The sequence below is a fragment of the Nonomuraea sp. NPDC049421 genome, assembly GCF_040677005.1.
Classification (GTDB): Bacteria; Actinomycetota; Actinomycetes; order Streptosporangiales; family Streptosporangiaceae; genus Nonomuraea; species Nonomuraea salmonea.
Genome location: NZ_JBFAQA010000021.1, coordinates 158,504 through 180,423, shown reverse-complemented (window position 1 = coordinate 180,423; position 21,920 = coordinate 158,504). Strand labels below are relative to the sequence as shown.

Genomic DNA, 21,920 nt, shown 5'->3' with positions numbered 1-21,920 from the left:
GGGCGTCTCCGCATTGCCGGAGTCGGTTACGTCGGGCGCGACCACATCACGGGGCACACAGACTCCTCACGCAGTGGCTCCTCACGTTCGAGTCCAGATCCCCCCAGTGTATCCAGGCAGGAAACCTGGGCCGCCGCGGGCGGGCTCAGACGATCACAAGGGAGTGCAGCCGCTCTCCCGCGATGCGCTCACGTCCCTTCAGGAAGGCCAGCTCCATCAGCACGGCGATGCCGACGACCTCGGCGCCCGCCCTCCTCACCAGCTCCACGGCCGCCTTCGCGGTGCCGCCCGTGGCCAGCACGTCGTCGACCACGAGCACCCGGTCGCCGGGCGCGAACGCGTCGCGGTGCACCTCGATCGTCGCGGAGCCGTACTCCAGATCGTAGGACTCCTCCAGCGTGGCGGCGGGCAGTTTCCCCTTCTTGCGCACCGGTACGAACCCCGCGCCCGCCCGGTAGGCCACCGGCGCAGCAAGGATGAAGCCGCGCGCCTCGATGCCCACGATCTTGTCCACCTGGTGCAGCCCGGCCAGCTCGTCCACCACGGCGGCCATCGCCACCGGGTCGGCCAGCAGCGGGGTGATGTCCTTGAACATGACCCCTGGCTTGGGGTAGTCGGGCACGTCCCTGATCCGGTCGAGGATCGTCGTGCTCAGCTCGCTCATGGTCATCCCTTCTCCGCCGGCCGTGTGCCGGGCTCCATGATGGTGCATATCGGGCCCTGACCCGTACCCGCAGCTCTCAGCGCCTCTCTGAGGCCCTCGCGGCCTCGGGGTCCACAAAGGCAGGCGCCCCCGCCCCTTCCCGGGGCGAGGGCGCCTGTTGAGCCCGTCGTACGAGCGGGTCAGCCCTTGGCTACGGCCGCGCTTTTGGGGCCTTTCTTGCTGCCGCCTCCGGTGGAGGCCAACCTCTTGGCGATGGCCTGGTACTTCGGCTCGCGCTCCTTCAGCGTCACCAGCAGCGGCGTGGCGACGCACAGCGAGGAGTACGTACCGACGATCATGCCGACGAACAACGCCAGCGACAGGTCCTTCAGCGTGCCCGCGCCGAGCAGCGTGGTGCCGATGAACAGGATCGCCGCCACCGGCAGGATCGCGACGAGCGAGGTGTTCAGCGACCTGATCAGCGTGTGGTTGAGCGCGTTGTTGGCCGCCATCGAGTACGTCTGCTTCGAGGTGTGGCCCAGCTTGGCCGTGACCTCCTTGATCATGTCGAACACCACGACCGCGTCGTAGAGCGAATAACCGAGGATGGTCAGGAAGCCCAGCAGCGTGGCCGGCGTGACCTCGAAGCCCGACCATGCGTAGATGCCGGCCGTGATGACGAGGTCGTGGATGAGCGCGACGATCGCCGCCAGCGCCATCTTCGGCTCGAACGCCATCGACAGGTACAAGATGATCGCCAGCATGAACACGGCCAGGCCGATCCACGCCTTCTGCGACACCTCACCGCCCCAGGACGGGCCGATGGCCTGGATGCTCACCTGGTCGGCCGGGACGCTGAAGTCCTTCGCGATGGCGCTCTGCACCTGCGACCTGGTGTCCTCCGGCAGGCTCTCGGTGGTCGCCCGCCAGCCGTCGGTGCCGGCCTGCTGGACGATCACCTGGTGCACGCCCTCGTCCTGGACGGACGTACGCACCTGCTCGACGGTGGCGTGCTGGGCCTTGAACGAGAAGATCGTGCCGCCCTTGAACTCCACACCGAGGTTGAGCCCATGGAGGACCAGCCCGGCCAGCGACACCAGCAGCAGCAGGCCGGACAGGCTGTACCACAGCCGCCATTTGCCGACGAAGTCGACGTCGATCTCGCCGCGATAGAGGCGACGCCCCAGTCCCATCTCAGGCCTCCTGCGGAGTGGTCTTGTGGCCGGCCGTCTCGCTCATGCGCTCGGAGTCGAGCCCCGACAGCGGATGCCCCTTGGCGAAGAACTTGAACTTCGCCAGCATGGCGATGAACGGCTTGGTGAACAGGAACACCACCACGACGTCGATCAGCGTGGTCAGGCCCATCGCGAACGCGAAGCCGGCGACACCGCCCACCGCCAGGAAGTACAGCACGATGGCGGCGATGAACATGACGGCGTCGGCGATCAGGATCGTGCGCCGGGCGCGTACCCAGGCCACCTCGACGGCCGCTCGCAGCGAGCGCCTGCCCTCCTTCATCTCGTCACGTATGCGTTCGAAGTAGACGATGAAGGAGTCGGCGGTGATGCCGATCGAGACCACCAGGCCGATGATGTGCGGCAGCGAGAGCCGGAAGCCGGCGTTGTGGCCGAGCACGACCACCGAGGTGTACGTCAGCACCGTCGCCACCACGAGGCTGAGCACCGCGACGATGCCGAGGCCCCGGTAGTAGAGCATGCAGTAGACGACCACCAGCGCCAGGCCGATGAGGCCGGCGATGAGACCGCCCTGCAACTGGTCCTGGCCGAGCGTCGAGGAGACCGTGTCGACCGAGCTGCGGTTGAACTTCAGCGGCAGCGCGCCGTACTTGAGCTGGTCGGCCAGGTTGGTGGCGCTGATCTGGTCGAAGCCGCCGGTGATCTCGGCCCGCCCGCCGGGGATCGGGCTGATGATGTTGGGGGCCGTGATGACGACGCCGTCGAGCACGACCGCGACCTTGTTGCGCGGCTCGGGCGAGTTGTAGGCGGCGGTGGTGAGCTTGCTCCACTCGCCGGCGCCCTTGCTCTTGAAGTCGAGCTGGACGATCCACTCGGTGGTGCCCTGGCGGACGCCGGCCGAGGCGGTGTCGATGTCGGTGCCGACGACCTTGGCGACGTCGAGGACGTACTTGAAGCTGCCGTCGGTCTCGCAGCCGGCGTACTGCTTGTTCGGGTCGTCCTGGACGCCCTGGCCGCGGTTGGCCGGATCGGCGCAGTCGAGCTTGTTGAACTGCTCGAGCACCTTGGGATCGATGCCGGCGGTGTTGATGTCGGGGTTCTGCTGCGGGGGCTGCACGGGCGGCGTGCTGGCCGTGGGCGCGCCCGACGGTGACGCCTTGGCGTTCTGGCCCTTGGTGTTGTCCTGGTTCTGGGCGGTCTGGTTGTTCTGGGCGGTCTGGTTGTTCTGGGCGGTCTGGTTGTTCTGGGTGCCGGTGCGGGCCTTGCCGTCACCGTCGCCTTGCCCATCGGGGTCCTGTTGCCGGGCTTGTCCGTCGCCCTGGCTCTTCTGCCCGTCACCTGTCTCGGTGGCCGACCGTGGCGCGCCCGCGGAGGGCGTGGCGGTCGGCGAGGTCAGCGCGGACGAGAGCGCCTTACCGGTCGGGGACGCGCTCGGCGTCGCGGCCGACTGGGAGGGCCGGGTGGACGGCTGGGCCGACGGGCTGCCCGACGGGCCGGGCGTCGGCGCGTTGGTGGCCAGGTCGGCGGGGGCCTGCGTGGCCTCCATGGCAAGCACCTGACGGAAACGCAGCTCCGCGGTGGTCGCGACCAGCTTGATGGCCTCGTTCTGGCCCACGCCCGGGATGGAGATGATGATGTTGTCGCCGGACTTGGCGACCTCGGCGTCGGAGATGCCCGTGCCGTTGACCCGGTCGCGGATGATGTTGACCGCCCGGTCGAGGATCTCCTCGGGCGGCGCCGCGTTGTTCTGGGTCACCGGGGACAACGTCACCGTCGTGCCGCCCGCTAGGTCGAGGCCCAGCTTGGGCGTGTACGCCTTTTGCAGGAACATCGTCCCGCCCAGGGCGAGGATGAGCGCCAGCAGCACCAGGAGCGTACGCCCCGGTCGGCTGTGGCGGCTGGTCGGTCGGGCCACTGGTCGTCAGTTCTTTCAGATAGAGGTTTGTGGCAGAGCTTAGTCAGGACTTCTTCGTGCTGGAGTCCTGGTCGCCGTTGCGCTCCACGGTGGCCTCGGACTCCGTCTTGCCCTCCTCGCCGAGCTCGGCCTGGTCAGCGGCCGGCTCGTCACTCGCCGGAGCGTCGCCGGGGGTGACGACGCGACCGATGGCGGCCTTCACCCAGCGGGTCTCGATCCCTGGCGCGATCTCGAGGACGACGTCCTCATTGTCTATCGTGACGACGGTGGCGAACAGCCCGGTCGTCGTCATGACCCGGGTGCCCGGCGTCAGGGAGTTCTGCATCTGGATCGCCTCTTGCTGGCGCTTGCGCTGGGGGCGGATCAGCAGGAAGTAGAACACCACCACCAGAAGAATCAGCGGCAGGATGCTTCCGAGTTGTCCCATGTCCATAAGGGGCGACCTTCCATAGTCGTACAAGGAGTTGACACCGGCCTCGCGCCGGAAATTCCGTGCGTTGCTCCGGGCCGCGCCGCTCAGCCCGTCAGCCTACACAGCCAGCCAAGCCACGGAGTTTAGGCGCTTGTTGCGAAACGCGGCAACGAAGCAGCGTTTCGGCGCGCGGGGAAGTTCCCATATTGAAACGGTTGCAACCGATCTGTGATCAGTCGAAAAGCGACGCTCCGAACGCATCCGGCGGTGGCGTCATCCCGAGATGGGTCCACGCCGCCGCGGTCGCCACCCGGCCGCGCGGGGTCCTGGCCAGCAGTCCTTGGCGTACGAGGAACGGCTCGGCCACCACCTCGACCGTCTCGGGCTCCTCCCCCACGGCCACCGCGAGCGTGGACAGCCCCACCGGGCCGCCGCCGAACTTGCGCAGCAGCACGCCGAGCACCGCCCGGTCGAGCCGGTCGAGCCCCTCGCCGTCGACCTCGTAGAGATTGAGCGCCGCCGAGGCGACGTCGCGGTCGATCACGCCGCCCGCGCGCACGTCGGCGAAGTCGCGCACCCGGCGCAGCAGCCGGTTCGCGATGCGCGGGGTGCCCCTGGAGCGGCGGGCGATCTCATGGGCGCCCTCGTCCGGCAGCCCGACGCCGAGCAGCTGCGCCGACCTGTGCAGCACCCGCTCCAGCTCGGGGACCTCGTAGAAGTCCATGTGGGCGGTGAAGCCGAACCTGTCGCGCAGCGGCGCGGGCAGCAGCCCCGCCCGGGTGGTGGCGCCCACCAGCGTGAACGGCGCGATCTCCAGCGGGATCGCGGTCGCCCCCGGCCCCTTGCCCACGACGATGTCGACCCGGAAGTCCTCCATCGCGAGGTAGAGCATCTCCTCGGCGGGCCTGGCCATCCGGTGGATCTCGTCGATGAACAGCACCTCGCCCTCGGTCAGCGTCGACAGGATCGCCGCCAGGTCTCCCGCCCGCTCCAGCGCCGGCCCCGAGGTGATGCGCAGCGGCGCGTTCAGCTCCGCCGCGATGATCATCGCCAGCGTCGTCTTGCCCAGGCCGGGCGAGCCGCTCATCAGCACGTGATCCGGCGGCCGCTGCCGCCGCAACGCGCTCTCCAGCACCAGCGACAGCTGCTCGCGGACGCGTCCCTGGCCGATGAACTCGCTGAGGCGCTTGGGCCTGAGTGCGGCCTCGATCTGCAGCTCGTCGCCACCGGCGGCGGCCGACAGAATCTCGTCCCGCTCAAATCCCATCCCAGCGCCTCCTCTCCTCAGTCACCGAACGCCCGTCCTGGCGGCCGTCATGGCCCACCCCGCCCTCACGTATCACGCCACCCCTCTTCCCGCCACCACACACCCTCGCCCCACCCCAGGACCCTCTTCGCCACCCTCGCCCACCCCGGGACCCGCTTCGCCACCATTGCCCACTCCGGGACCCTCTTCGCCATCCTCGCCCCGCCCCCAAGGCACCTTCCGGCATCCGCCGAACCCCGACCCCGCGCGGTGCGGGAACCCGCCCCATCCGAGCGTCTCGCACGACACGCCGGCATGCCTGCCTGCCTGCTCTGCGCCTTGCGCAGGCGCGCCATGCGCCCGCGCGTCACGTACGGCGCCGAAACGTGCGGGACGCGGTGGCTTGGGGGTGTCGGGGTGGTGGGTCATCGGATGCTCAGGGAACGGAGTGCGGCCTTCAGGAGGGCGGCGACCTGTGGCCGGCGGCCGGCGGCGAGGTCGGCCTCCGCCTCTGGCTCGACGGCGGCGATGGCCTCGTCGGCGTCCTTGCTGGAGTAGCCGAGACCCACGAGGCCCGAGTGGACCTGCTCGCGCCACACGGCCGCGCGGCGGTCGCCGTTGAGCGCGGCGTTGACGGTCTCCTCAGGGGTGCCGAGCCGGTCCTTGAGCTCCAGGACGATGCGCTGGGCACCCTTCTGACCGATGCCCGGCACCTGGGTGAGCGCCTTGAGATCGGCCGAGGCCACGGCCATGCGGAGCGCGTTGGGCGTGTGGACGGCGAGCATCGCCAGCGCCAGCTTGGGGCCGACGCCGCTGGCCGTCTGGAGCAGCTCGAAGACGGCCCGCTCGTCGTCGGTGGCGAAGCCGTACAGGGTCAGCGACTCCTCGCGCACCACGAGCGACGTGGCCAGCCTGGCCTCCTCGCCCAGCCGGAGCGTGGCGAGCGTGCCCGGGGTGCAGTGGGTGAGGATGCCGACGCCGCCGACCTCGATCACGGCCCCGTCAGGGGCGATCGCCGTCACCTTGCCCGTCACCGACGCGATCACGCTCGGCCTCCCGTCTCCGTCACCGCTGTCACACCTGGTCCCCTGTCATAGCGCAGATCCACCCCCGCACCCACCACCGCCACGCCCGGCGACCCCGAGCTCCGGGCGCGGCCGCTGCGCGCGAGGATGGGCTGAGAACGGGGGCAGGTGACCTCCGCAGCGGCTGCCGTCAAGGTCAACCGCAAACGCCTCCCCACCCCCGGCAGTCCCAAGTTCCCGGTGCGGACGGGGCGGGTGCCGGCGGGTCCCCGGTCGGGGGTGTGGGTGGTCGGGCTCATCGGTGGGGGTTTCTGGCTTTGGCCAGGGCGGTGGCGAGGCGGTGTTGGGCGCCGCCGCGCCAGACGTGGCAGATGGCCAGGGCGAGGGCGTCGGCGGCGTCGGCGGGCTTGGGCATCTCGGTGAGGCGCAGGAGGCGGGTGACCATGGCGCCGATCTGTTTCTTGTCGGCCGTGCCGCTGCCCGTGATGGCGGCCTTGACCTCGGACGGCGTGTGCAGCGCCACCGGGAGGCCGCGCCGGGCGGCGCACAGGACGGCGATGCCGGCGGCCTGCGCCGTGCCCATCACGGTGCGGACGTTGTGCTGGCTGAAGACGCGCTCGACGGCCACCGCGTCGGGGCGCACCTCGTCGAGCCAGCGCTCGATGCCGGCCTCGATGCCCACGAGCCGGGCGCCGAGCTCTTCGTCCGCCCCCGTGCGCACCACCCCGACGGCCACGAGCGACAGCGGCGCTCCCGGGCGCCCTTCGACCGCGCCCACCCCGCACCGGGTCAGCCCCGGATCGACGCCCATCACCCGCACCGGCATGCCCTCCCGAGACCGCGCCGCCGAACATCTGTTCGGCACGAGACTTTACCGTGGCCGGGGAGGGCGCGCACCGGGAAGCGGAGGCTAGAAGTAGTCGAGCATGTACGGCTTGGCGGCGAAGGCGGCGTCGAGTGCCGCGTCGTATCGGTCATCTCCCGACATGAGACCGCTGAGCCGCAGCGTCGAGGTGGGGATCCCGGCGTACAGAGCGGACAGGCCGTTCACCGAGAGCGTGACGCCGGTTCCGGAGGCGGGGGTCGCCGTGCCCGTCCCCCCGGAGGCAGGGGTCGCTGTGCCCGTTCCGCCGGAGATGTCCAGGCGCCACGTGCCCCCGCCCCTGACCGGATCGTCCACGGTCACGACGGCCTGGCAGCTCGCGTGCGCCGGATAGCCCCTGCGCTCGACGGCGGCGGCCACGTCCAGCACCCTGAACATCCACCGCACCCGCGTGAGCTGCTCCTTCGTACGCTCGCGCAGCATCCACAGCACCGGGTCGTCGGGCGCCACGGCGGCGACGACCTCGCGGGCCACCGAGGACGCGCTGCCGACCAGCCCCCACAGCGCCCGCAGGGTGTCGGAGGAGGCGGCGACGACGTTCTCGACCTCCATGTCGTCGCCCCGCCAGCGGTAGACCGCGTAGCCGTCGTCGGCCAGGTAGAGGAAGTCGTCCTCGCTGGCCAGCCACAGGTTCCAGGTGTCCTCGTCGTACGAGATCGGGCCGCTGGCGCGGGCCGCGCCGTGCACGCGGTGCAGCACGGAGATCAGCTCGGCGGCGTCGCCGGGACCCATCCTGCGCAGCTTGACCTGCCCGGACGGGCGGATGCCGCGCAGCGACTCGGCGGGCAGGCGGATGATGTGCTGCGCGCCCGCGTGCTCGTAGCCGAGGTTGCGGTAGATGGCCGTGGTGGCCGGATAGAGCGCGGAGATCGCGTCGCCCAGCTCGGTGGCGCGGTCGAGGACGGCCCGCATGATGCCGGTGCCGACGCCGCGCCCGCGGTCCTCGGGGCTGACGGTGACGCCCGCGATCGCCGCCATCGGCTGCGGCCGGCCGTGCCACCACTGGGTGAAGCGGCGCAGCCGGGCGGCCGCCGCGATCCTGCCGCCGTCGAACATCCCGAGGTAGCGCCCCTCGGCCAGCGCGGGCAGCACGGACTTGCGCCACTTCTCCTTGCTGCCCGGGCTCATCGGGCCGAACGCCCGCCGGCGCAGGTCGAGGACGTCGTCGAGGTCGTCGGGCGTAATGTCGCGTATTTCCACAAGCAGCAAACCTATGAAACCGGTGGACGTACCCGCGAATCCTTTGTCGTGATGGCGAGCCTGTCGAGGTAGAGGAGCTGGGCCGTCACCAGGACGGCCAGCGCGACGGCCACCACGACCAGCGGCGTCGCGGCGCCGACGTCCGCGGCGGCCCGGGAGAAGCCGCCCACCTGGGCCATCTGGGCGACCGGGGCGGTGAACAGGTCGGTGTGCTGCACGACCAGGAGCGGCCACTGGACGTCGTGGGCGTTCACCAGCGTGACGGCGCCGGCCAGGACGCCCGCCATGGGCAGCGAGGGCAGGAACACCCCCGAGAAGAAGTCCCTGTCGGTGCGTTCTGCCAGGCCCTTGCACAGGAGGGTCAGTACGAGCAGCGCGGGGACGCTCACCAGCAGCGGCGGGATGAGGGCGGGGAAGGTGTCGATGAGGCCGAGGTTGCGGACGTTCTGCCAGTTGGCGACGTTGAACGGGCCTGCGCCGACGAACAGCCAGGGGGCGAAGATCAGCAGCAGCCACTCGCTGGCGCGGCCGAGCGGGCGCAGGCCGCCGATGCCGAGGGCGGCCAGGTACGCCACTCCCACCGAGACCAGGGCGCCGACGACGGCCGGGACCCAGGTGTTGACCTGGGCTCTGAGGCTGCTCGCCGCGCCCGCCCTGGAGGCCAGCACGCCGTCCATCCACGGCCAGGCGAGCACGAACGCGGCCACCACGACCACCGCTGACGCGGCGATCCCGATCGCCACGCCCGCCGGTGTGACCGCGCGCCTCGCGGGGACCTGCCGCTCCTCCTCGGGCTGCCCGCTCCCAGGCAGGTACGGGGACGTCACCCCACCCGCCCCACCGACGTGAGCCGCCGGGGCACCTCCCTGGGCGTGCCCCGGGGGCGGCTGAGAGCCGTGCGCACCGAAGGCGGCCCGACCGCCCTGCCCGGAGGCGGCTCCGCCCTGCGGGCCGAAAGCCATGGGTCCCTGCCGGCCGAAGGCGGCCGGTGCCTGTGGGTCGGAGGCGAACGGTCCGGGTTGGGCGGAGGTGGGTGCGCCCGGGGCGAAGGCCGGTGGGGTGGGCGGGTCGGGGAGGTCGGTCTTGGGGGTGAGGGTGATGCGGAGGCCGGAGGCGGCCGCGATGATCGTGGCGGCGATGCCCAGCACGCCCAGGATCGCCCCTGTGAGCGTCGCCACGGCCGCACCGAGGCCGAACTCGGCCGTTCTGAAGGCGTAGTCGTACTGGAGGCCCGCGAGCGTCTGTGTGGCGCGCTGAGGGCCGCCGCCGGTGAGCACCTGGCTCAGCGCGAACGTCTGCAGCCCGGCCGCCACGACGGCGAGCGCGACGAGGACGCCCACCACCACGGTCGCCGGCCCCGGGGTGTGACCGCGCAGGGCGGGCAGGAACGCGATCACGGCCAGCGCGCACACCAGCCCGAACGTGGCGGCGGCCACGATGAGCCGGAGCGTTCCAGGCGCGGTGGCCGGGTCGCGCAGCCCCTCGGCGAGGGCGACCAGGCCCGACTCCTCGGGCATCAGGCCGCGCAGCCAGGACGCCGCCACGGCCACCGGCGAGAAGGTGACGACGGCCAGCGACAGCAGGACGCGCCCGGCCCGCCGCGGCCACGGGCCCGCCCGGTCGAGTGCCAGGGCCAGCAGCGGGCCCACCACCAACGCCACCAGCAGCGGGAACCCGACCAGCGACACCGTGAACCCCAGCGCCCGCCAGGAGGCGTCGTCGCCGAGCAGCTTGACGTAGTTCGCGGTCCCCGCGTACGTGCTCTTCCGCAGCACGCCGCCGCTCTGGAAGCTGAGCCAGATCGTCTGCGCGGTCGGCAGCACCAGCGTGATGAGGGTGCCGACCAGCGCAGGTACGGCGAGCAGCAGCCCGACCAGCCGAGTGCCGGATCCTGGGGGGTTGGGGGAAGTCACGTCGCCCGACCCTACGCGGCCCGCCCCCTCGCCCGCACGCCGACAGACCGTCACCCGGAGGATTCGCCGGATGCGATGCGGAGGAGCGCGGCGGTGGCCGTCTCGCCTCAACGATCCCGAAGCCGACAGGACGAGCGCGGGATCGCCGGCACACCCCTGCGAGCCTGATGCATCCAGGGAAAGGACAGGGCCCGGGCACCGAAGCCCAGGCCCTGATGAAGGTCAGTCGAGAGCGGCGAGGACGTCGTCGGAGACGTCGAAGTTGGCGAAGACGTTCTGGACGTCGTCGCTGTCCTCCAGCGCCTCGATGAGCCGGAACACCTTCTTGGCCCCCTCCTCGTCGAGCGGCACGCTCATCGTCGGCAGGAAGCTGGACTCGGCCGAGTCGTAGTCGATGCCGGCGTCCTGGAGGGCCTTGCGGACCGGCACCAGGTCACCGGCCTCGGAGACGACCTCGAAGGAGTCGCCGAGGTCGTTGACCTCCTCGGCCCCTGCGTCGAGGACGGCCATGAGCACGGTGTCCTCGTCGAGCCCGTTCTTGGGCACGATCACGACGCCCTTGCGGTTGAACATGTAGGAGACGGACCCGGGGTCGGCCAGGGAGCCGCCGTTGCGGGTGAGCGCCACCCTGACCTCGGAGGCGGCGCGGTTGCGGTTGTCGGTGAGGCACTCGATGAGCACCGCGACGCCGCCGGGCGCGTAGCCCTCGTACATGATCGTCTGGTAGTCGGCGCCGCCGGCTTCGAGGCCGCCGCCGCGCTTGCGCGCCCGCTCGATGTTGTCGTTGGGCACGGAGTTCTTCTTCGCCTTGAAGATGGCGTCGAAGAGTGTGGGGTTGGCGTCCGGGTCAGGGCCACCGGTCCGTGCCGCCACCTCGATGTTCTTGATGAGCTTGGCGAACAGCTTGCCGCGCTTGGCGTCGAGTGCGGCCTTCTTGTGCTTCGTCGTCGCCCATTTGGAGTGGCCGGACATTACCTAGAGCTCCCTCACCATGTCTACGAAGTAACGGTGCACGCGTACGTCCCCGGTGAGCTCGGGGTGGAACGACGTAGCGAGCAAAGGACCTTGACGGACCGCGACGATCCTATCCCCAGGCTCGCACCTGCCCAGCACTTCGACGTCCGCGCCGACGGATTCGACCCAGGGAGCGCGGATGAACACCGCGTGCACCTGCTGTCCGGCGAAGTCGAGGTCGGATTCGAAGGAGTCGACCTGGCGGCCGAACGCGTTGCGCCTGACCACCATGTCGATGCCGCCGATGGTCTGCTGGCCGGCGATGCCGTCCTCGATGCGGTCGGCCAGCATGATCATGCCGGCGCACGAGCCGTAGGCGGGCATGCCTTCCTTGACGCGGACGCGCAGCGGTTGCAGCAGGTCGAAGGTGTCGGCGAGCTTCCACATGGTGGTCGATTCGCCGCCGGGGATGACCAGGGCGTCGACCGCGTCCAGCTCGGCGGGGCGGCGTACGGCGACGGCCGTCGCGCCCGCCTCCTGAAGCATGCGCTGATGTTCGCGCACGTCTCCCTGGAGGGCGAGTACACCGATCGTGGGCACGGGCGATCCTTCCGTCGAGTACGGGTTACCGACAATTCAACACCAGAACACCCCGTCGTCTTCCGACGGGGGCTCGTCGATCAGGCGCTGACCGCGACGAGCCCGGCCCCTGATCGGGGGCCGGGCTCGCGGGGAAGGGCTGCGATGAGAGCCGTTACGGGCGTTCGGTCTCCAGGCGGACGGTGTCCTCGACCGTGATCTGCTGGAGCCGGCGCGCCGGGTCGAGCGGCCGCAGGTACGTCTGCTGCACCCCCGGCACCCGGTCCTCGACGACGAACGTGGCCCGGGTGTAGACCTCGGCGTCGGGCGTCTGGACCCGGGGCACGACCTTGAAGTCGGCCGTCAGCTGGTCGCGCTCGATCGTGGTGAGCACGTATCCGCGCTGGTTGTTGTAGAACTTCAGATGCGGGTTGATCTGCAGGAACGGGTGCTGCGCCGGGTCGGAGTCGCCGCCGTCGCCACCCGTCGAGATCGACGTGGTCACCAGCTCGGAGCCCACGCTGGGCCCTGTCGGGTCGTCGTAGTCGAGCTTGAGGTCGCCGGCCCAGTGGGCGTGCACGTCGCCGGTCAGCAGCACGGGGTTGCGCACCCCGGCGTCGATCCAGCCCTGGGTGATGCGGCGGCGGGAGGCGGCGTAGCCGTCCCAGGCGTCCTGCGAGGTGATCTTGGCGGGCCCGGGGTTGTTGTCGCGCTGGCCGAAGAAGACCTGCTGGCCCAGGATGTCCCACTGCGCGCGCGACTGGTGGAAGCCGCGCAGCAGCCACTCCTCCTGCTCGGCGCCGGTGATCGAGCGGGCCGGGTCGACCGCGGCGGGGCAGTCCTTGTAGCCGTCGCCGCAGCCCTGGTCGTCGCGGTACTGCCGGGTGTCCAGCATGTGGAAGGTGGCCGTCCTGCCCCAGCGGATGCGCCGGTAGAGCTGCATGTCGATGCCGCGCGGGATCGAGGTGCGGCGCAGCGGCATGTTCTCGTAGTACGCGCGGAAGGCCGCGGCGCGCCGCTCCCGGAAGTTCGGCTGCGGCACCTCGGGCTTCTCCGGCACCTCGTCGGCCCAGTTGTTGTCCAGCTCGTGGTCGTCCCACACGACCAGCCAGGGCGCGGCGGCGTGCGCGGCCTGCAGGTCGGGGTCGGCCTTGTACTGGGCGTGGCGCTGGCGGTAGTTCGCGAGGGTCTCGGTCTCGGGGCCCTCGTGGTGGCGGATGTTGCCGCCGGGGATCGTGTAGGTGTCCCTGGTGTACTCGTACTGGTAGTCGCCGAGGTGCAGCACCAGGTCGGGGTGCTCCTCTGCGAGGCGGCGGTAGGCGGTGAAGTGGCCGTGCTCGTACTGGGCGCAGGAGACGAACGCCATGGCCAGGGCGCCGCCGTACGACAGGGGGTGCGGGGCGGTGCGGGCGCGGCCGAGGGGCGAGACGTACGGGCCGACGCGGAAGCGGTACCAGTAGTCCCGGTCGGAGCTCAGCCCCTGCACCTCGACGTGCACGCTGTGGCCCCACTCGGGGGCGGCGACGGTGACGCCGGAGCGCACGACGCGGCGGGCCCGCTCGTCGGCGTAGATCTGCCACTGCACGGGGAAGGGCCGCTGCGGCATGCCGCCGAGGCCGTCCTCGGCCAGCGGCTGCTGGGCGAGCCTGGTCCACAGCACGAACCCCTCGTGGTCGGGGTCGCCGCACGCGACGCCGAGCGTGAAGGGGTCGCTGCGCAGCCCGCGCGAAGCCGTTTCATGGTCGAGGTCGGCGTGCGCGGCCGCCGGGACGACAGCGGGGACGACGGCGGGGATGGCCGATGCGGCCCCTGCCGCTAACCCCGTGACGAGGAAGTGCCTGCGGTTCAGCTTGGACACCTGGGAGCTCCCTGTGACGATCAAGGGCGAGGACCCCCGTAGCCTGACTCAGCGGCATGACTTCGCGGTGAACGTCAGACATGAAAAAGGCGACATCCTTCACGGATGCCGCCTTTTCCGGAAATCTCCGTCGTCGCGTGACGTTCACCCGGAAGTGATCGTTTCACGCCCGCAGGCCGCTGACCTGCGCCGACACGCCGACGCTTACCAGCCGCGCTCGGCCAGGCGGTGCGGCTGCGGGATCTCGTCGACGTTGAGGCCGACCATGGCCTCGCCCAGGCCGCGGGAGACCTTGGCGATGACGTCGGGGTCGTCGTAGAACGTGGTGGCCTTGACGATGGCCGCCGCGCGCTTGGCCGGGTCGCCCGACTTGAAGATGCCGGAGCCCACGAACACGCCCTCGGCGCCGAGCTGCATCATCATCGCGGCGTCGGCAGGGGTGGCGATGCCGCCTGCGGTGAACAGCACGACCGGCAGCTTGCCGGTGCGGGCGACCTCGGCGACCAGCTCGTACGGCGCCTGCAGCTCCTTGGCCGCGACGTAGAGCTCGTCCTCCGGCAGGGAGGTGAGCCGCTTGATCTCGGCGCGGATCGTGCGCATGTGGGTGACGGCGTTGGAGACGTCGCCGGTGCCGGCCTCGCCCTTGGAGCGGATCATGGCCGCGCCCTCGGTGATGCGGCGCATGGCCTCGCCGAGGTTGGTGGCGCCGCACACGAACGGCACGGTGAACTGCCACTTGTCGATGTGGTTGGCGTAGTCGGCCGGGGTGAGCACCTCGGACTCGTCGACGTAGTCGACGCCGAGCGACTGCAGCACCTTGGCCTCGACGAAGTGGCCGATGCGGGCCTTGGCCATCACGGGGATCGAGACGGCGTTGACGATGCCGTCGATCATGTCGGGGTCGCTCATCCTGGAGACGCCACCCTGCGCACGGATGTCGGCGGGCACGCGCTCGAGGGCCATGACGGCGACCGCGCCGGCGTCCTCAGCGATCTTGGCCTGGTCGGGGGTGACGACGTCCATGATGACGCCGCCCTTGAGCATCTCGGCCATGCCGCGCTTGACGCGGGCGGTTCCGGTGACGGGGGTGCTTTCTGGCGTGCTGCTGGACACGGTCATCCTCACGGGCTCTCAACGGCGAATCTGTAAGTTATCAAGCCCATCGTAGGTCCTGAACGACCCCTCCCCCGACATGCCAAGATGTCAGGATTTAGCGCCGTACCTATACAGGTTTGTCAAGGTACGGCGGCTACGGAATGACGGGCTTGCGGCTGGCGAGGGCCACCCAGACCTGGCCGGGGGCGAAGTTCATCGGCTCGCCGCTCTCAGTGGTGAACGTCGTGCCGCCGTCCTCTGATTCCCGCTCCCACTTCGCCTTGAACGCCTTGCCGTCCCGCAGCACGATCGCCGAGCCCTTGCCCGTGGTGTGCACGAGCGGCGTGTAGCTCTGGTTCTTGTCGTGGAACTGCGAGCGCTCGGTCTTGGTGTACTGCACGACGATCGTGGGCGCGCTCAGCTGGCCGCCCTCGGCCGCCATGTCCTTCTTGCCGTCCTGCCAGATCAGCCACTGCTGCTTGGCCTCCGACCAGGCGAAGGTGAAGCGCGCGGCGGGCCACTTGACCGTGTACGACTTGCGCGGCGTCCCGCCCTCGGGGGCGTCGCCGAAGGTGAAGCCGATGTCCTTGGCCTTGCTCGCCTTGGGCGCCTTGGCCAGCAGCTGCTTGGTGTTGGCGAACAGGTTGTAGGGGGCGAAGCGGCCCGGCTGGCGGAAGTACGCGCCGGGGTTGTGCGAGTCGCCCACGTCGAACAGCGACGCCTCGGCGATGAGCGGCAGCATCTTGGTCTGCGCGCCCGAGTAGGAGAAGGCCGGCTTGCCGAACTGCGGGGCGATGTGCAGGTCGGAGATGCGCGCGCTGCGCACCGGGCCGACCTTGGCCGGCAGCTTCGAGGAGAAGATCGCCATGAGGCGGGTCAGCCCGGCCTCGACCTGCTCGACGTAGACGATGTCGGCGCTCTTGAGCCCGAGCTGCGGCTTGCCCGCCGCGGTGTTCTCGATCTTCACCGCGAGCACCGGCCTGAGCTTCTCGTACGGCTTGCCGGTGAAGGGGTGGGCGTTGACCTCCTCCTCCTGCGGCGCCTCGGCCGGAGCCTCCGTCGTGGCCTGCGGCGCGGAACCGGCCGCGGGCTCGTCGGACGAACAGGCCGCTACGGGCAGCAGGACGGCCGCTCCCGCCAGCCAGAGGGTGATCAACCGGGGTAGCCGCACGTGCACTTCTCCTCGCTTCAGCCCGAAAACGGGATGAAGCTTACTGGCTTCCCCAAATCAGGTCATTCAGTTGCCATCGCTGCGGGCGGATTGTCATCAATCTCGAAGAATCGGGGGTACTCGGTGTGCCCGGCCAGCCGCAGGGTCCTGGCCAGCCAGCGGCGCTGCGCCGTACGCGTGACCCCGACCGCGTTGTTGTAGAACCGGCGCGAGTAGACGACCTTCGCCACCGCCGCGTCGAGCTCCTCCAGCAGCTCGCGGCCGCCGGGCGACTCCGCCAGCTTCTCCCTGAAGCGCTCCTGGTCCACCACCGCGCGCAGCGTGCGCGACAGGTCGCTCTCGGCGTGCTCGCGCTCGTCGGGGCCCGCCGAGCGGGCCTCGTGCGCCGCCGCGGCCAGCACCAGCGACGTCGCCGGATCGAGCAGGCGGGAGCCCGCCAGCTCCAGCACCACCGCGCGGCGCCGCATGAGCGCGGCGTCCAGCGACTCCTGAGCCAGCTCCAGGCGGATGTGCAGCCGGTCGAGGCGGCCGGCCCGCCAGGAGATGTAGACGGCCGTGAGCACCACCACGATGCCCACGATCAGCACGATCATGGTGGACGTCACAGGCCCTCCTCCACCCGCGCCGCATCACCCGCGATGCGCGTCACAGGTCCTCCTCCACGCGGCCCGCGCCGCTCGTGGTGACGGTCTCGTAGACGCGTACGACGTCGCGCGCCACCGTCGACCAGTCGTACTTCCTGACCGCCACCAGCGCCTCGGCCGCCAGCTTGGCCCGCCGCTCCGGCGCGTCGAGCAGCGCGGCGGCCTCACGCGCGAGCGAGGCCGGGTCGCCGTTGGCGAACAGCGCCCCCGCCTGCCCGTCGCCCAGCACCCTGCGGAAGGCCGGGATGTCGCTGGCCAGCACCGTCGCCCCCGACGCCATGGCCTCGGCCAGCACGATGCCGAAGCTCTCGCCGCGGGTGTTGGGCGCGCAGAACACGTCGACCGAGTGGTACGCGCGGATCTTGTCGGCCTCGCTCACCATGCCGAGCACCGTCACGCGGTCCCTGAACTGCTTCGGCACCCGCTCGTAGACGTCCTTCTCGTCGCCTGGACCGGCGATCAGCAGCTTCACGTCGGGCCGCTGCGCCGCCAGCACGGCGAACGCGTCGAGCAGGATCGGCAGGCCTTTGCGCTCTTCGTCCATGCGGCCGAGGAAGCCGATCGTGGCGCCGTCGGGGCCCCAGCCGTCGAGCGGCTCGGCCTCGGTGTAGCGGGCGACGGTGACGCCGTTGGGGATGAGCACGGTGTCGCCGCCGAACTGCTCGACCAGGCTCTTGCGGGCCGCGTCGGAGACCGCGATGCGGCCGCTCAGCTTCTCCAGCGCGCTGCGCAGCAGCGGCTCGGCCACCGCGATCGCCCGCGAGCGGGTGAAGGAGGCGTGGAAGGTGGCCACGATCGGCCCCTTGGCCGCCCAGCAGGCCAGCACGCCGAGGCTCGGGATCAGCGGCTCGTGGATGTGCAGCACGTCGAAGCCGCCCGTACGCACCCAGCGCCGCACCCGCGCGGCCGACAGGAACCCGAACGACATCCTGGCCACCGACCCGTTGTACGGCACGGGGACGGCCCGGCCCGCGCCCGTCACGTAGGGGGGCAGCTCGTCGTCGTCGGCCGCCGGCGCGATCACGGAGACGTCGTGGCCCTGCGCCATGAGCGCCTGGGCCAGGTCGTCGATGTGCTGTTTGACCCCGCCCGGCATGTCCCAGGAGTAGGGGCAGACGATGCCGACCCTCATCGGGGGTCCAGGTCGTCCAGCCAGAGCCGCTGCATCATGTGCCAGTCCTCGGGATGCTCGGAGATGCCCTTCTCGAACACGTCGGCCAGGCCCTGGGCCAGCGCCGCGACCTTCTCCTGCCGGGTGCCCTCGGCGGGCACGGGCAGCTCCTCGTGGATGTGGATGCCCCAGTCGTCGCCCACGAAGTAGACGGTGGCGGGCAGCAGCGCCGCCCCCGTCTGCACGGCCAGCAGCGGCGGCCCCGCGGGCATCTTGGTGGCGGCGCCGAAGAAGCGCACCTCGACACCGCTCTTGGTGAGGTCGCGCTCGGCGGGCAGGCAGACCACGCCGCCCTTGCGCACGCGCATGGCGAGGGTGCCGAAGTTGTGGCCGTCGCCGCCGGTCAGCGGCAGCACCTCCATGCCGAGGCCCTCGCGGAAGGCGACGTAGCGGCGGAACAGCGACTCGGGACGCAGCCTTTCCGCGACGGTGGTGAACGGGTGGCCGACGCCGACCAGCCAGGCGCCCGCCTGGTCCCAGTTGCCCATGTGCGGCAGCGCCAGCACGACGCCGCGCCCGGCCGCCACGTTGCCGTGGATGTGCTCGGCGCCGATGACGTGGGTGCGCCGCACCACCTCGGCGCGGTCCATCTTGGGCAGGCGGAAGATCTCGTGGAAGTAGCGGAAGTAGGAGCGCATGCCGGCCCTGGTCAGCTCGCGCAGCTCGCGGCCGCCGGGGTCGAGGCCGGTCACCCTGGCCAGGTTGGACTCCAGCCGGCGTACGGACTTGCCGCCCCTGGCGTGGACCCGGTCGGCGAGGAACCGGAAGACCGCGGCCGTCGGGCGCTCGGGCAGCAGCGGCACGAGCTTCCACCCGGCCGCGAACCCGGCGGCCACGACCCGGTCGGCGAACGATGCCTTGTCGCTCATCTCTCCCCAGTCTGATGACCCGTCTGATGGCCTGTCTGATGGCCTGTCTGATGGGCGGTCTGCTGTCTCGTCTGCCGGTGCACGATCATCACGCGCTGGCCCACCGTGATCAGGCTGGCCAGGGCGAGCAGCCACATGCCGGCCGGCAGGACGTAGGGGACGCCGAGCCCGGCGAGGAAGGCCGCGACCAGCGCCACCACCAGCCGCTCCGGCCGCTCGGCGAGCCCGACGTCGGCCGTCAGCCCGAGCCCCTCGGCCCTGGCCTTGGCGTAGGACACCAGGGTGCCGAGGATCAGGCAGGCGAGCGTCACGGAGGCCGACACGACGTCGTCGCGGCCGACGAAGTAGAGGATCAGGCCGGCGAAGATGGCGGCGTCGGCGACCCGGTCGAAGGTGGAGTCGAGGAAGGCCCCCCAGGTGCTGCCCCCCTTTCCGCCGAGCCGGGCGACCACGCCGTCGAGCAGGTCGAACAGCACGAAGACGGTGATCACGAGTGCCCCCCAGGCGAGTTGGCCCAGGGGGAAGAAGAGCAGGGCCGACACGACCGTGCCGAGGGTGCCGACCGCCGTGACGGCGTTCGGGCCTATCCCGCGGCCGGCGAGTGCCCTGCCCAGCGGGGTGAGTATCCGGGTCATGGCCGGGCGCAGGAGTTTGAGCATCGCGGTCCGATCGTAGGCCATGAAGGGCCTGACAACTTTCTTTGCCCCGGACCCCTTGTGATATCCGCCACAGGGGTATTTGGTGAACACACCGCGTCCATGCGGTTTCCGACACCCTCCGCGCGGGCGCGGCGTTGGCAGACGGACCAACGCGAAGGGAGCGACGCCGCCTGGGCCGAGGAGCGACGGGAGCGAGCTGCCGGACGCGGCTGGACGGCGTCCCCCCATCGACCGAGCCGTCTCACGCGATGAGACGGGAAGCGTAGCGGGAGGCGATGTGGCGGAAAGGAACTCTGGCGGCGCCGTAGGAGCCGCGGGCAGGGCACCCGCGGCCGACAGGTGCGACGCGATACGCAATGTCGTGCTGGTCGGCCACTCAGGAGCGGGTAAGACGACCCTCGTCGAACAGCTGCTGGCCGCGACTGGCACCATCCAGCGCCCTGGACGGGTCGAGGACGGCAACACGGTCAGCGACTTCGACGAGGTCGAGGTCCGGCAGCAGCGGTCCGTCAACCTCGCCGTGGCGCCGCTGGTGCACAACGGCATCAAGATCAACCTTCTGGACACCCCTGGATACGCCGACTTCGTGGGCGACCTGCGCGCCGGGCTGCGCGCGGCCGACGCGGCGCTCTTCGTGGTCTCGGCGTCCGAAGGCGTGGACGGGCTCACCCAGATGCTCTGGGAGGAGTGCTCGCAGGTGGGCATGCCGCGGGCGGTCGTCATCACCAAGATCGACCACCAGCGCGCGGACTTCGACGAGGTGCTGACCACCTGCCAGGACGTCTTCGGTGACGGCGTGGCACCGCTCTACCTCCCGGTCATCACCAACGGCCACGTCAACGGACTCATCGGGCTGCTCACCCAGAAGTACTACAACTACGCCACCGGCACCCGCGCGGAGAAGGACCCGGGCGCCGAGTACGAGACGCAGATCGAGGAGTACCGCGGCACCCTGATCGAGGGCATCATCCAGGAGAGCGAGGACGAGTCGCTCATGGAGCGCTACCTCGAGGGTGAACCCATCGACACCAAGGTGCTCATCGAGGACCTGGAGAAGGCCGTCGCGCGCGGCAGCTTCTACCCGGTGCTGTGCAGCGGGCTCGGCGTGGGCGCCCAGGAGATCCTGGAGCTGATGACGCAGGGCTTCCCCTCGCCGCTCGAACACCCGATGCCGGAGATCACCGACCTGTCGGGCAAGCCGGTCAAGGGCATCACGTGCGACCCCGACGGGCCGCTCGTGGCGGAGGTCGTCAAGACCACCAGCGACCCGTACGTGGGCCGCATCAGCCTCGTCCGCGTCTTCTCCGGCACGCTGCGCCCCGACATGACCGTGCACGTCTCCGGCCACGGCCTGGCCGACCGCGGGCACGAGGACCACGACGTGGACGAGCGCATCGGCACCCTGACCTGCCCGCTGGGCAAGCACCAGCGCGGTGCCGCCAAGGCGATGGCGGGCGACATCGTGGCCGTGGCGAAGCTGTCGCGCGCCGAGACCGGCGACACGCTGTCCGAGGTCGACAACCCGCTGCTGATGACGTCGTGGAGCATGCCGGAGCCGCTGCTGCCGGTGGCGATCAGGGCCAAGTCGAAGGCCGACGAGGACAAGCTGTCGCAGGCCCTCGGCAGGCTGGTGGCCGAGGACCCGACGCTGCGCCTGGAGAACAACGCGGAGACCCGCCAGCTCGTCCTGTGGTGCATGGGCGAGGCCCACACCGACGTGCTGCTCGACCGGCTGGCCAAGCGGCACGGCGTCGAGGTCGAGCGCATCGAGCTGCGGGTGCCGTTGCGCGAGACGTTCGGCGGCAGGTGCCAGGCGATGGGCCGCAACGTCAAGCAGACCGGCGGCCACGGCCAGTACGCCATCTGCCACCTGGAGGTGGAGCCGCTGCCGTCGGGCGGGGGCTTCGAGTTCGTCGACAAGATCGTGGGCGGCGTGGTGCCGCGGCAGTTCATCCCGTCGGTGGAGAAGGGCGTGCGGGCGCAGATGGAGCGCGGCGTCGTCGCCGGCTATCCGATGGTGGACGTGCGCGTCACCCTGTACGACGGCAAGGCCCACTCGGTCGACTCCTCCGACATGGCCTTCCAGATCGCGGGCCAGCTCGCGCTGAAGGAGGCCGCGTCCAAGGTGCCCACGCTGCTGCTGGAGCCGGTGGACGAGATCTCGGTGCTGGTGGCCGACGACTACGTGGGCTCGGTGATGTCGGACCTGTCGTCACGGCGCGGGCGCGTGCTCGGCACCGAGCCGGTGGGCGCCGGACGTACGCTCGTCAAGGCCGAGGTGCCCGAGCTGGAGATCACGCGGTACGCCATCGACCTGCGATCCATGTCACACGGCACGGGCACGTTCACGAGGACGTTCCTGCGCTACGAACCGCTGCCGCCGAACCTCGCGAGCAAGGTGGCCGCCGCGGATTGAGCCGTTATCTGGGCCGGGAGGGCGTTCGTCCCTCCCGGCACAGCTTTTTACTTTTGTCACGAACGTATCAC

The 21,920-nt window shown here is 70.6% G+C and carries 19 protein-coding genes; 1 reads left to right on the top strand and 18 read right to left on the bottom strand.

Annotation, left to right across the window (positions count from 1 at the left end; translation table 11 throughout):
• Positions 1-145: 145 nt before the first annotated feature.
• The 18 genes from AB0K18_RS31840 to pgsA all read right to left on the bottom strand — a co-directional run bounded on the left by AB0K18_RS31840 (position 146) and on the right by pgsA (position 19,454).
• The gene (locus tag AB0K18_RS31840) at positions 146-664 is read right to left on the bottom strand and encodes an adenine phosphoribosyltransferase (protein ID WP_364921631.1); all 519 of its coding nucleotides are present in this window, start codon (positions 662-664) and stop codon (positions 146-148) included.
• 179 nt (positions 665-843) lie between these two features.
• Positions 844-1,836: a protein translocase subunit SecF gene (gene secF / locus AB0K18_RS31835; RefSeq protein WP_364921629.1), complete on the bottom strand. Its 993-nt coding sequence runs from the start codon at positions 1,834-1,836 to the stop codon at positions 844-846.
• Position 1,837: 1 nt separating this feature from the next.
• Positions 1,838-3,754 (bottom strand): protein translocase subunit SecD, encoded by a 1,917-nt coding sequence (gene secD, locus AB0K18_RS31830; RefSeq protein ID WP_364921627.1) that lies wholly within the window; start codon positions 3,752-3,754, stop codon positions 1,838-1,840.
• Between the two features lie 43 nt (positions 3,755-3,797).
• The gene (gene yajC, locus AB0K18_RS31825; protein WP_364921624.1) at positions 3,798-4,181 is read right to left on the bottom strand and encodes a preprotein translocase subunit YajC; all 384 of its coding nucleotides are present in this window, start codon (positions 4,179-4,181) and stop codon (positions 3,798-3,800) included.
• A 217-nt stretch (positions 4,182-4,398) separates the two neighbouring features.
• Complete coding sequence (gene ruvB / locus AB0K18_RS31820) at positions 4,399-5,433, bottom strand: Holliday junction branch migration DNA helicase RuvB (protein ID WP_364921622.1); 1,035 nt, start codon at positions 5,431-5,433, stop codon at positions 4,399-4,401.
• Between the two features lie 404 nt (positions 5,434-5,837).
• Positions 5,838-6,458 carry a Holliday junction branch migration protein RuvA gene (gene ruvA, locus AB0K18_RS31815; RefSeq protein ID WP_364921618.1) on the bottom strand — a complete coding sequence of 207 codons (621 nt, stop codon included), beginning with the start codon at positions 6,456-6,458 and terminating at the stop codon, positions 5,838-5,840.
• 274 nt (positions 6,459-6,732) lie between these two features.
• On the bottom strand, positions 6,733-7,257 hold the full coding sequence (gene ruvC, locus AB0K18_RS31810) for a crossover junction endodeoxyribonuclease RuvC (protein WP_364373870.1): 525 nt from the start codon (positions 7,255-7,257) through the stop codon (positions 6,733-6,735).
• Positions 7,258-7,347: 90 nt separating this feature from the next.
• Positions 7,348-8,520, bottom strand: a complete 1,173-nt coding sequence (locus tag AB0K18_RS31805) for a GNAT family N-acetyltransferase (RefSeq protein ID WP_364921615.1) — start codon at positions 8,518-8,520, stop codon at positions 7,348-7,350.
• An 11-nt stretch (positions 8,521-8,531) separates the two neighbouring features.
• Positions 8,532-10,433, bottom strand: a complete 1,902-nt coding sequence (locus tag AB0K18_RS31800; protein WP_364921612.1) for a sugar ABC transporter permease — start codon at positions 10,431-10,433, stop codon at positions 8,532-8,534.
• Positions 10,434-10,655: 222 nt separating this feature from the next.
• A complete protein-coding gene (locus AB0K18_RS31795) occupies positions 10,656-11,405 on the bottom strand; it encodes a YebC/PmpR family DNA-binding transcriptional regulator (RefSeq protein ID WP_355414364.1) in 750 nt (249 codons plus the stop codon).
• Between the two features lie 3 nt (positions 11,406-11,408).
• Positions 11,409-11,987 (bottom strand): pyridoxal 5'-phosphate synthase glutaminase subunit PdxT, encoded by a 579-nt coding sequence (gene pdxT / locus AB0K18_RS31790; RefSeq protein WP_364555903.1) that lies wholly within the window; start codon positions 11,985-11,987, stop codon positions 11,409-11,411.
• Between the two features lie 154 nt (positions 11,988-12,141).
• Positions 12,142-13,824 (bottom strand): alkaline phosphatase D family protein, encoded by a 1,683-nt coding sequence (locus tag AB0K18_RS31785; protein WP_364921610.1) that lies wholly within the window; start codon positions 13,822-13,824, stop codon positions 12,142-12,144.
• A 204-nt stretch (positions 13,825-14,028) separates the two neighbouring features.
• A complete protein-coding gene (gene pdxS, locus AB0K18_RS31780; protein WP_364921679.1) occupies positions 14,029-14,943 on the bottom strand; it encodes a pyridoxal 5'-phosphate synthase lyase subunit PdxS in 915 nt (304 codons plus the stop codon).
• Between the two features lie 130 nt (positions 14,944-15,073).
• A complete protein-coding gene (locus AB0K18_RS31775) occupies positions 15,074-16,090 on the bottom strand; it encodes a DUF3048 domain-containing protein (protein ID WP_364921607.1) in 1,017 nt (338 codons plus the stop codon).
• A 62-nt stretch (positions 16,091-16,152) separates the two neighbouring features.
• Positions 16,153-16,695 (bottom strand): hypothetical protein, encoded by a 543-nt coding sequence (locus tag AB0K18_RS31770; RefSeq protein WP_364921605.1) that lies wholly within the window; start codon positions 16,693-16,695, stop codon positions 16,153-16,155.
• 40 nt (positions 16,696-16,735) lie between these two features.
• A complete protein-coding gene (locus AB0K18_RS31765; RefSeq protein WP_355414354.1) occupies positions 16,736-17,866 on the bottom strand; it encodes a glycosyltransferase family 4 protein in 1,131 nt (376 codons plus the stop codon).
• Positions 17,863-18,774 carry a phosphatidylinositol mannoside acyltransferase gene (locus AB0K18_RS31760; RefSeq protein WP_364921602.1) on the bottom strand — a complete coding sequence of 304 codons (912 nt, stop codon included), beginning with the start codon at positions 18,772-18,774 and terminating at the stop codon, positions 17,863-17,865. The genes AB0K18_RS31765 and AB0K18_RS31760 overlap by 4 nt, the downstream gene beginning before the upstream one ends.
• Complete coding sequence (pgsA, locus tag AB0K18_RS31755) at positions 18,771-19,454, bottom strand: phosphatidylinositol phosphate synthase (RefSeq protein ID WP_364921598.1); 684 nt, start codon at positions 19,452-19,454, stop codon at positions 18,771-18,773. The genes AB0K18_RS31760 and pgsA overlap by 4 nt, the downstream gene beginning before the upstream one ends.
• 256 nt (positions 19,455-19,710) lie before the next feature.
• Here pgsA and AB0K18_RS31750 point away from each other — a divergent pair, with 256 nt between their 5' ends.
• Positions 19,711-21,849 (top strand): elongation factor G-like protein EF-G2, encoded by a 2,139-nt coding sequence (locus tag AB0K18_RS31750; RefSeq protein ID WP_364921595.1) that lies wholly within the window; start codon positions 19,711-19,713, stop codon positions 21,847-21,849.
• Positions 21,850-21,920: the final 71 nt, after the last annotated feature.

Excerpts from the sequence above, each read along its gene's own strand:
- AB0K18_RS31840 (WP_364921631.1), bottom strand. The coding sequence starts at position 664 with ATGAGCGAGCTGAGCACGACGATCCTCGACCGGATCAGGGACGTGCCC.
- yajC (WP_364921624.1), bottom strand. The coding sequence starts at position 4,181 with ATGGGACAACTCGGAAGCATCCTGCCGCTGATTCTTCTGGTGGTGGTG.
- pdxS (WP_364921679.1), bottom strand. The coding sequence starts at position 14,943 with ATGACCGTGTCCAGCAGCACGCCAGAAAGCACCCCCGTCACCGGAACC.
- pgsA (WP_364921598.1), bottom strand. The coding sequence starts at position 19,454 with ATGGCCTACGATCGGACCGCGATGCTCAAACTCCTGCGCCCGGCCATG.
- AB0K18_RS31760 (WP_364921602.1), bottom strand. The coding sequence starts at position 18,774 with ATGAGCGACAAGGCATCGTTCGCCGACCGGGTCGTGGCCGCCGGGTTC.
- ruvB (WP_364921622.1), bottom strand. The coding sequence starts at position 5,433 with ATGGGATTTGAGCGGGACGAGATTCTGTCGGCCGCCGCCGGTGGCGAC.
- secF (WP_364921629.1), bottom strand. The coding sequence starts at position 1,836 with ATGGGACTGGGGCGTCGCCTCTATCGCGGCGAGATCGACGTCGACTTC.
- AB0K18_RS31795 (WP_355414364.1), bottom strand. The coding sequence starts at position 11,405 with ATGTCCGGCCACTCCAAATGGGCGACGACGAAGCACAAGAAGGCCGCA.
- AB0K18_RS31765 (WP_355414354.1), bottom strand. The coding sequence starts at position 17,866 with ATGAGGGTCGGCATCGTCTGCCCCTACTCCTGGGACATGCCGGGCGGG.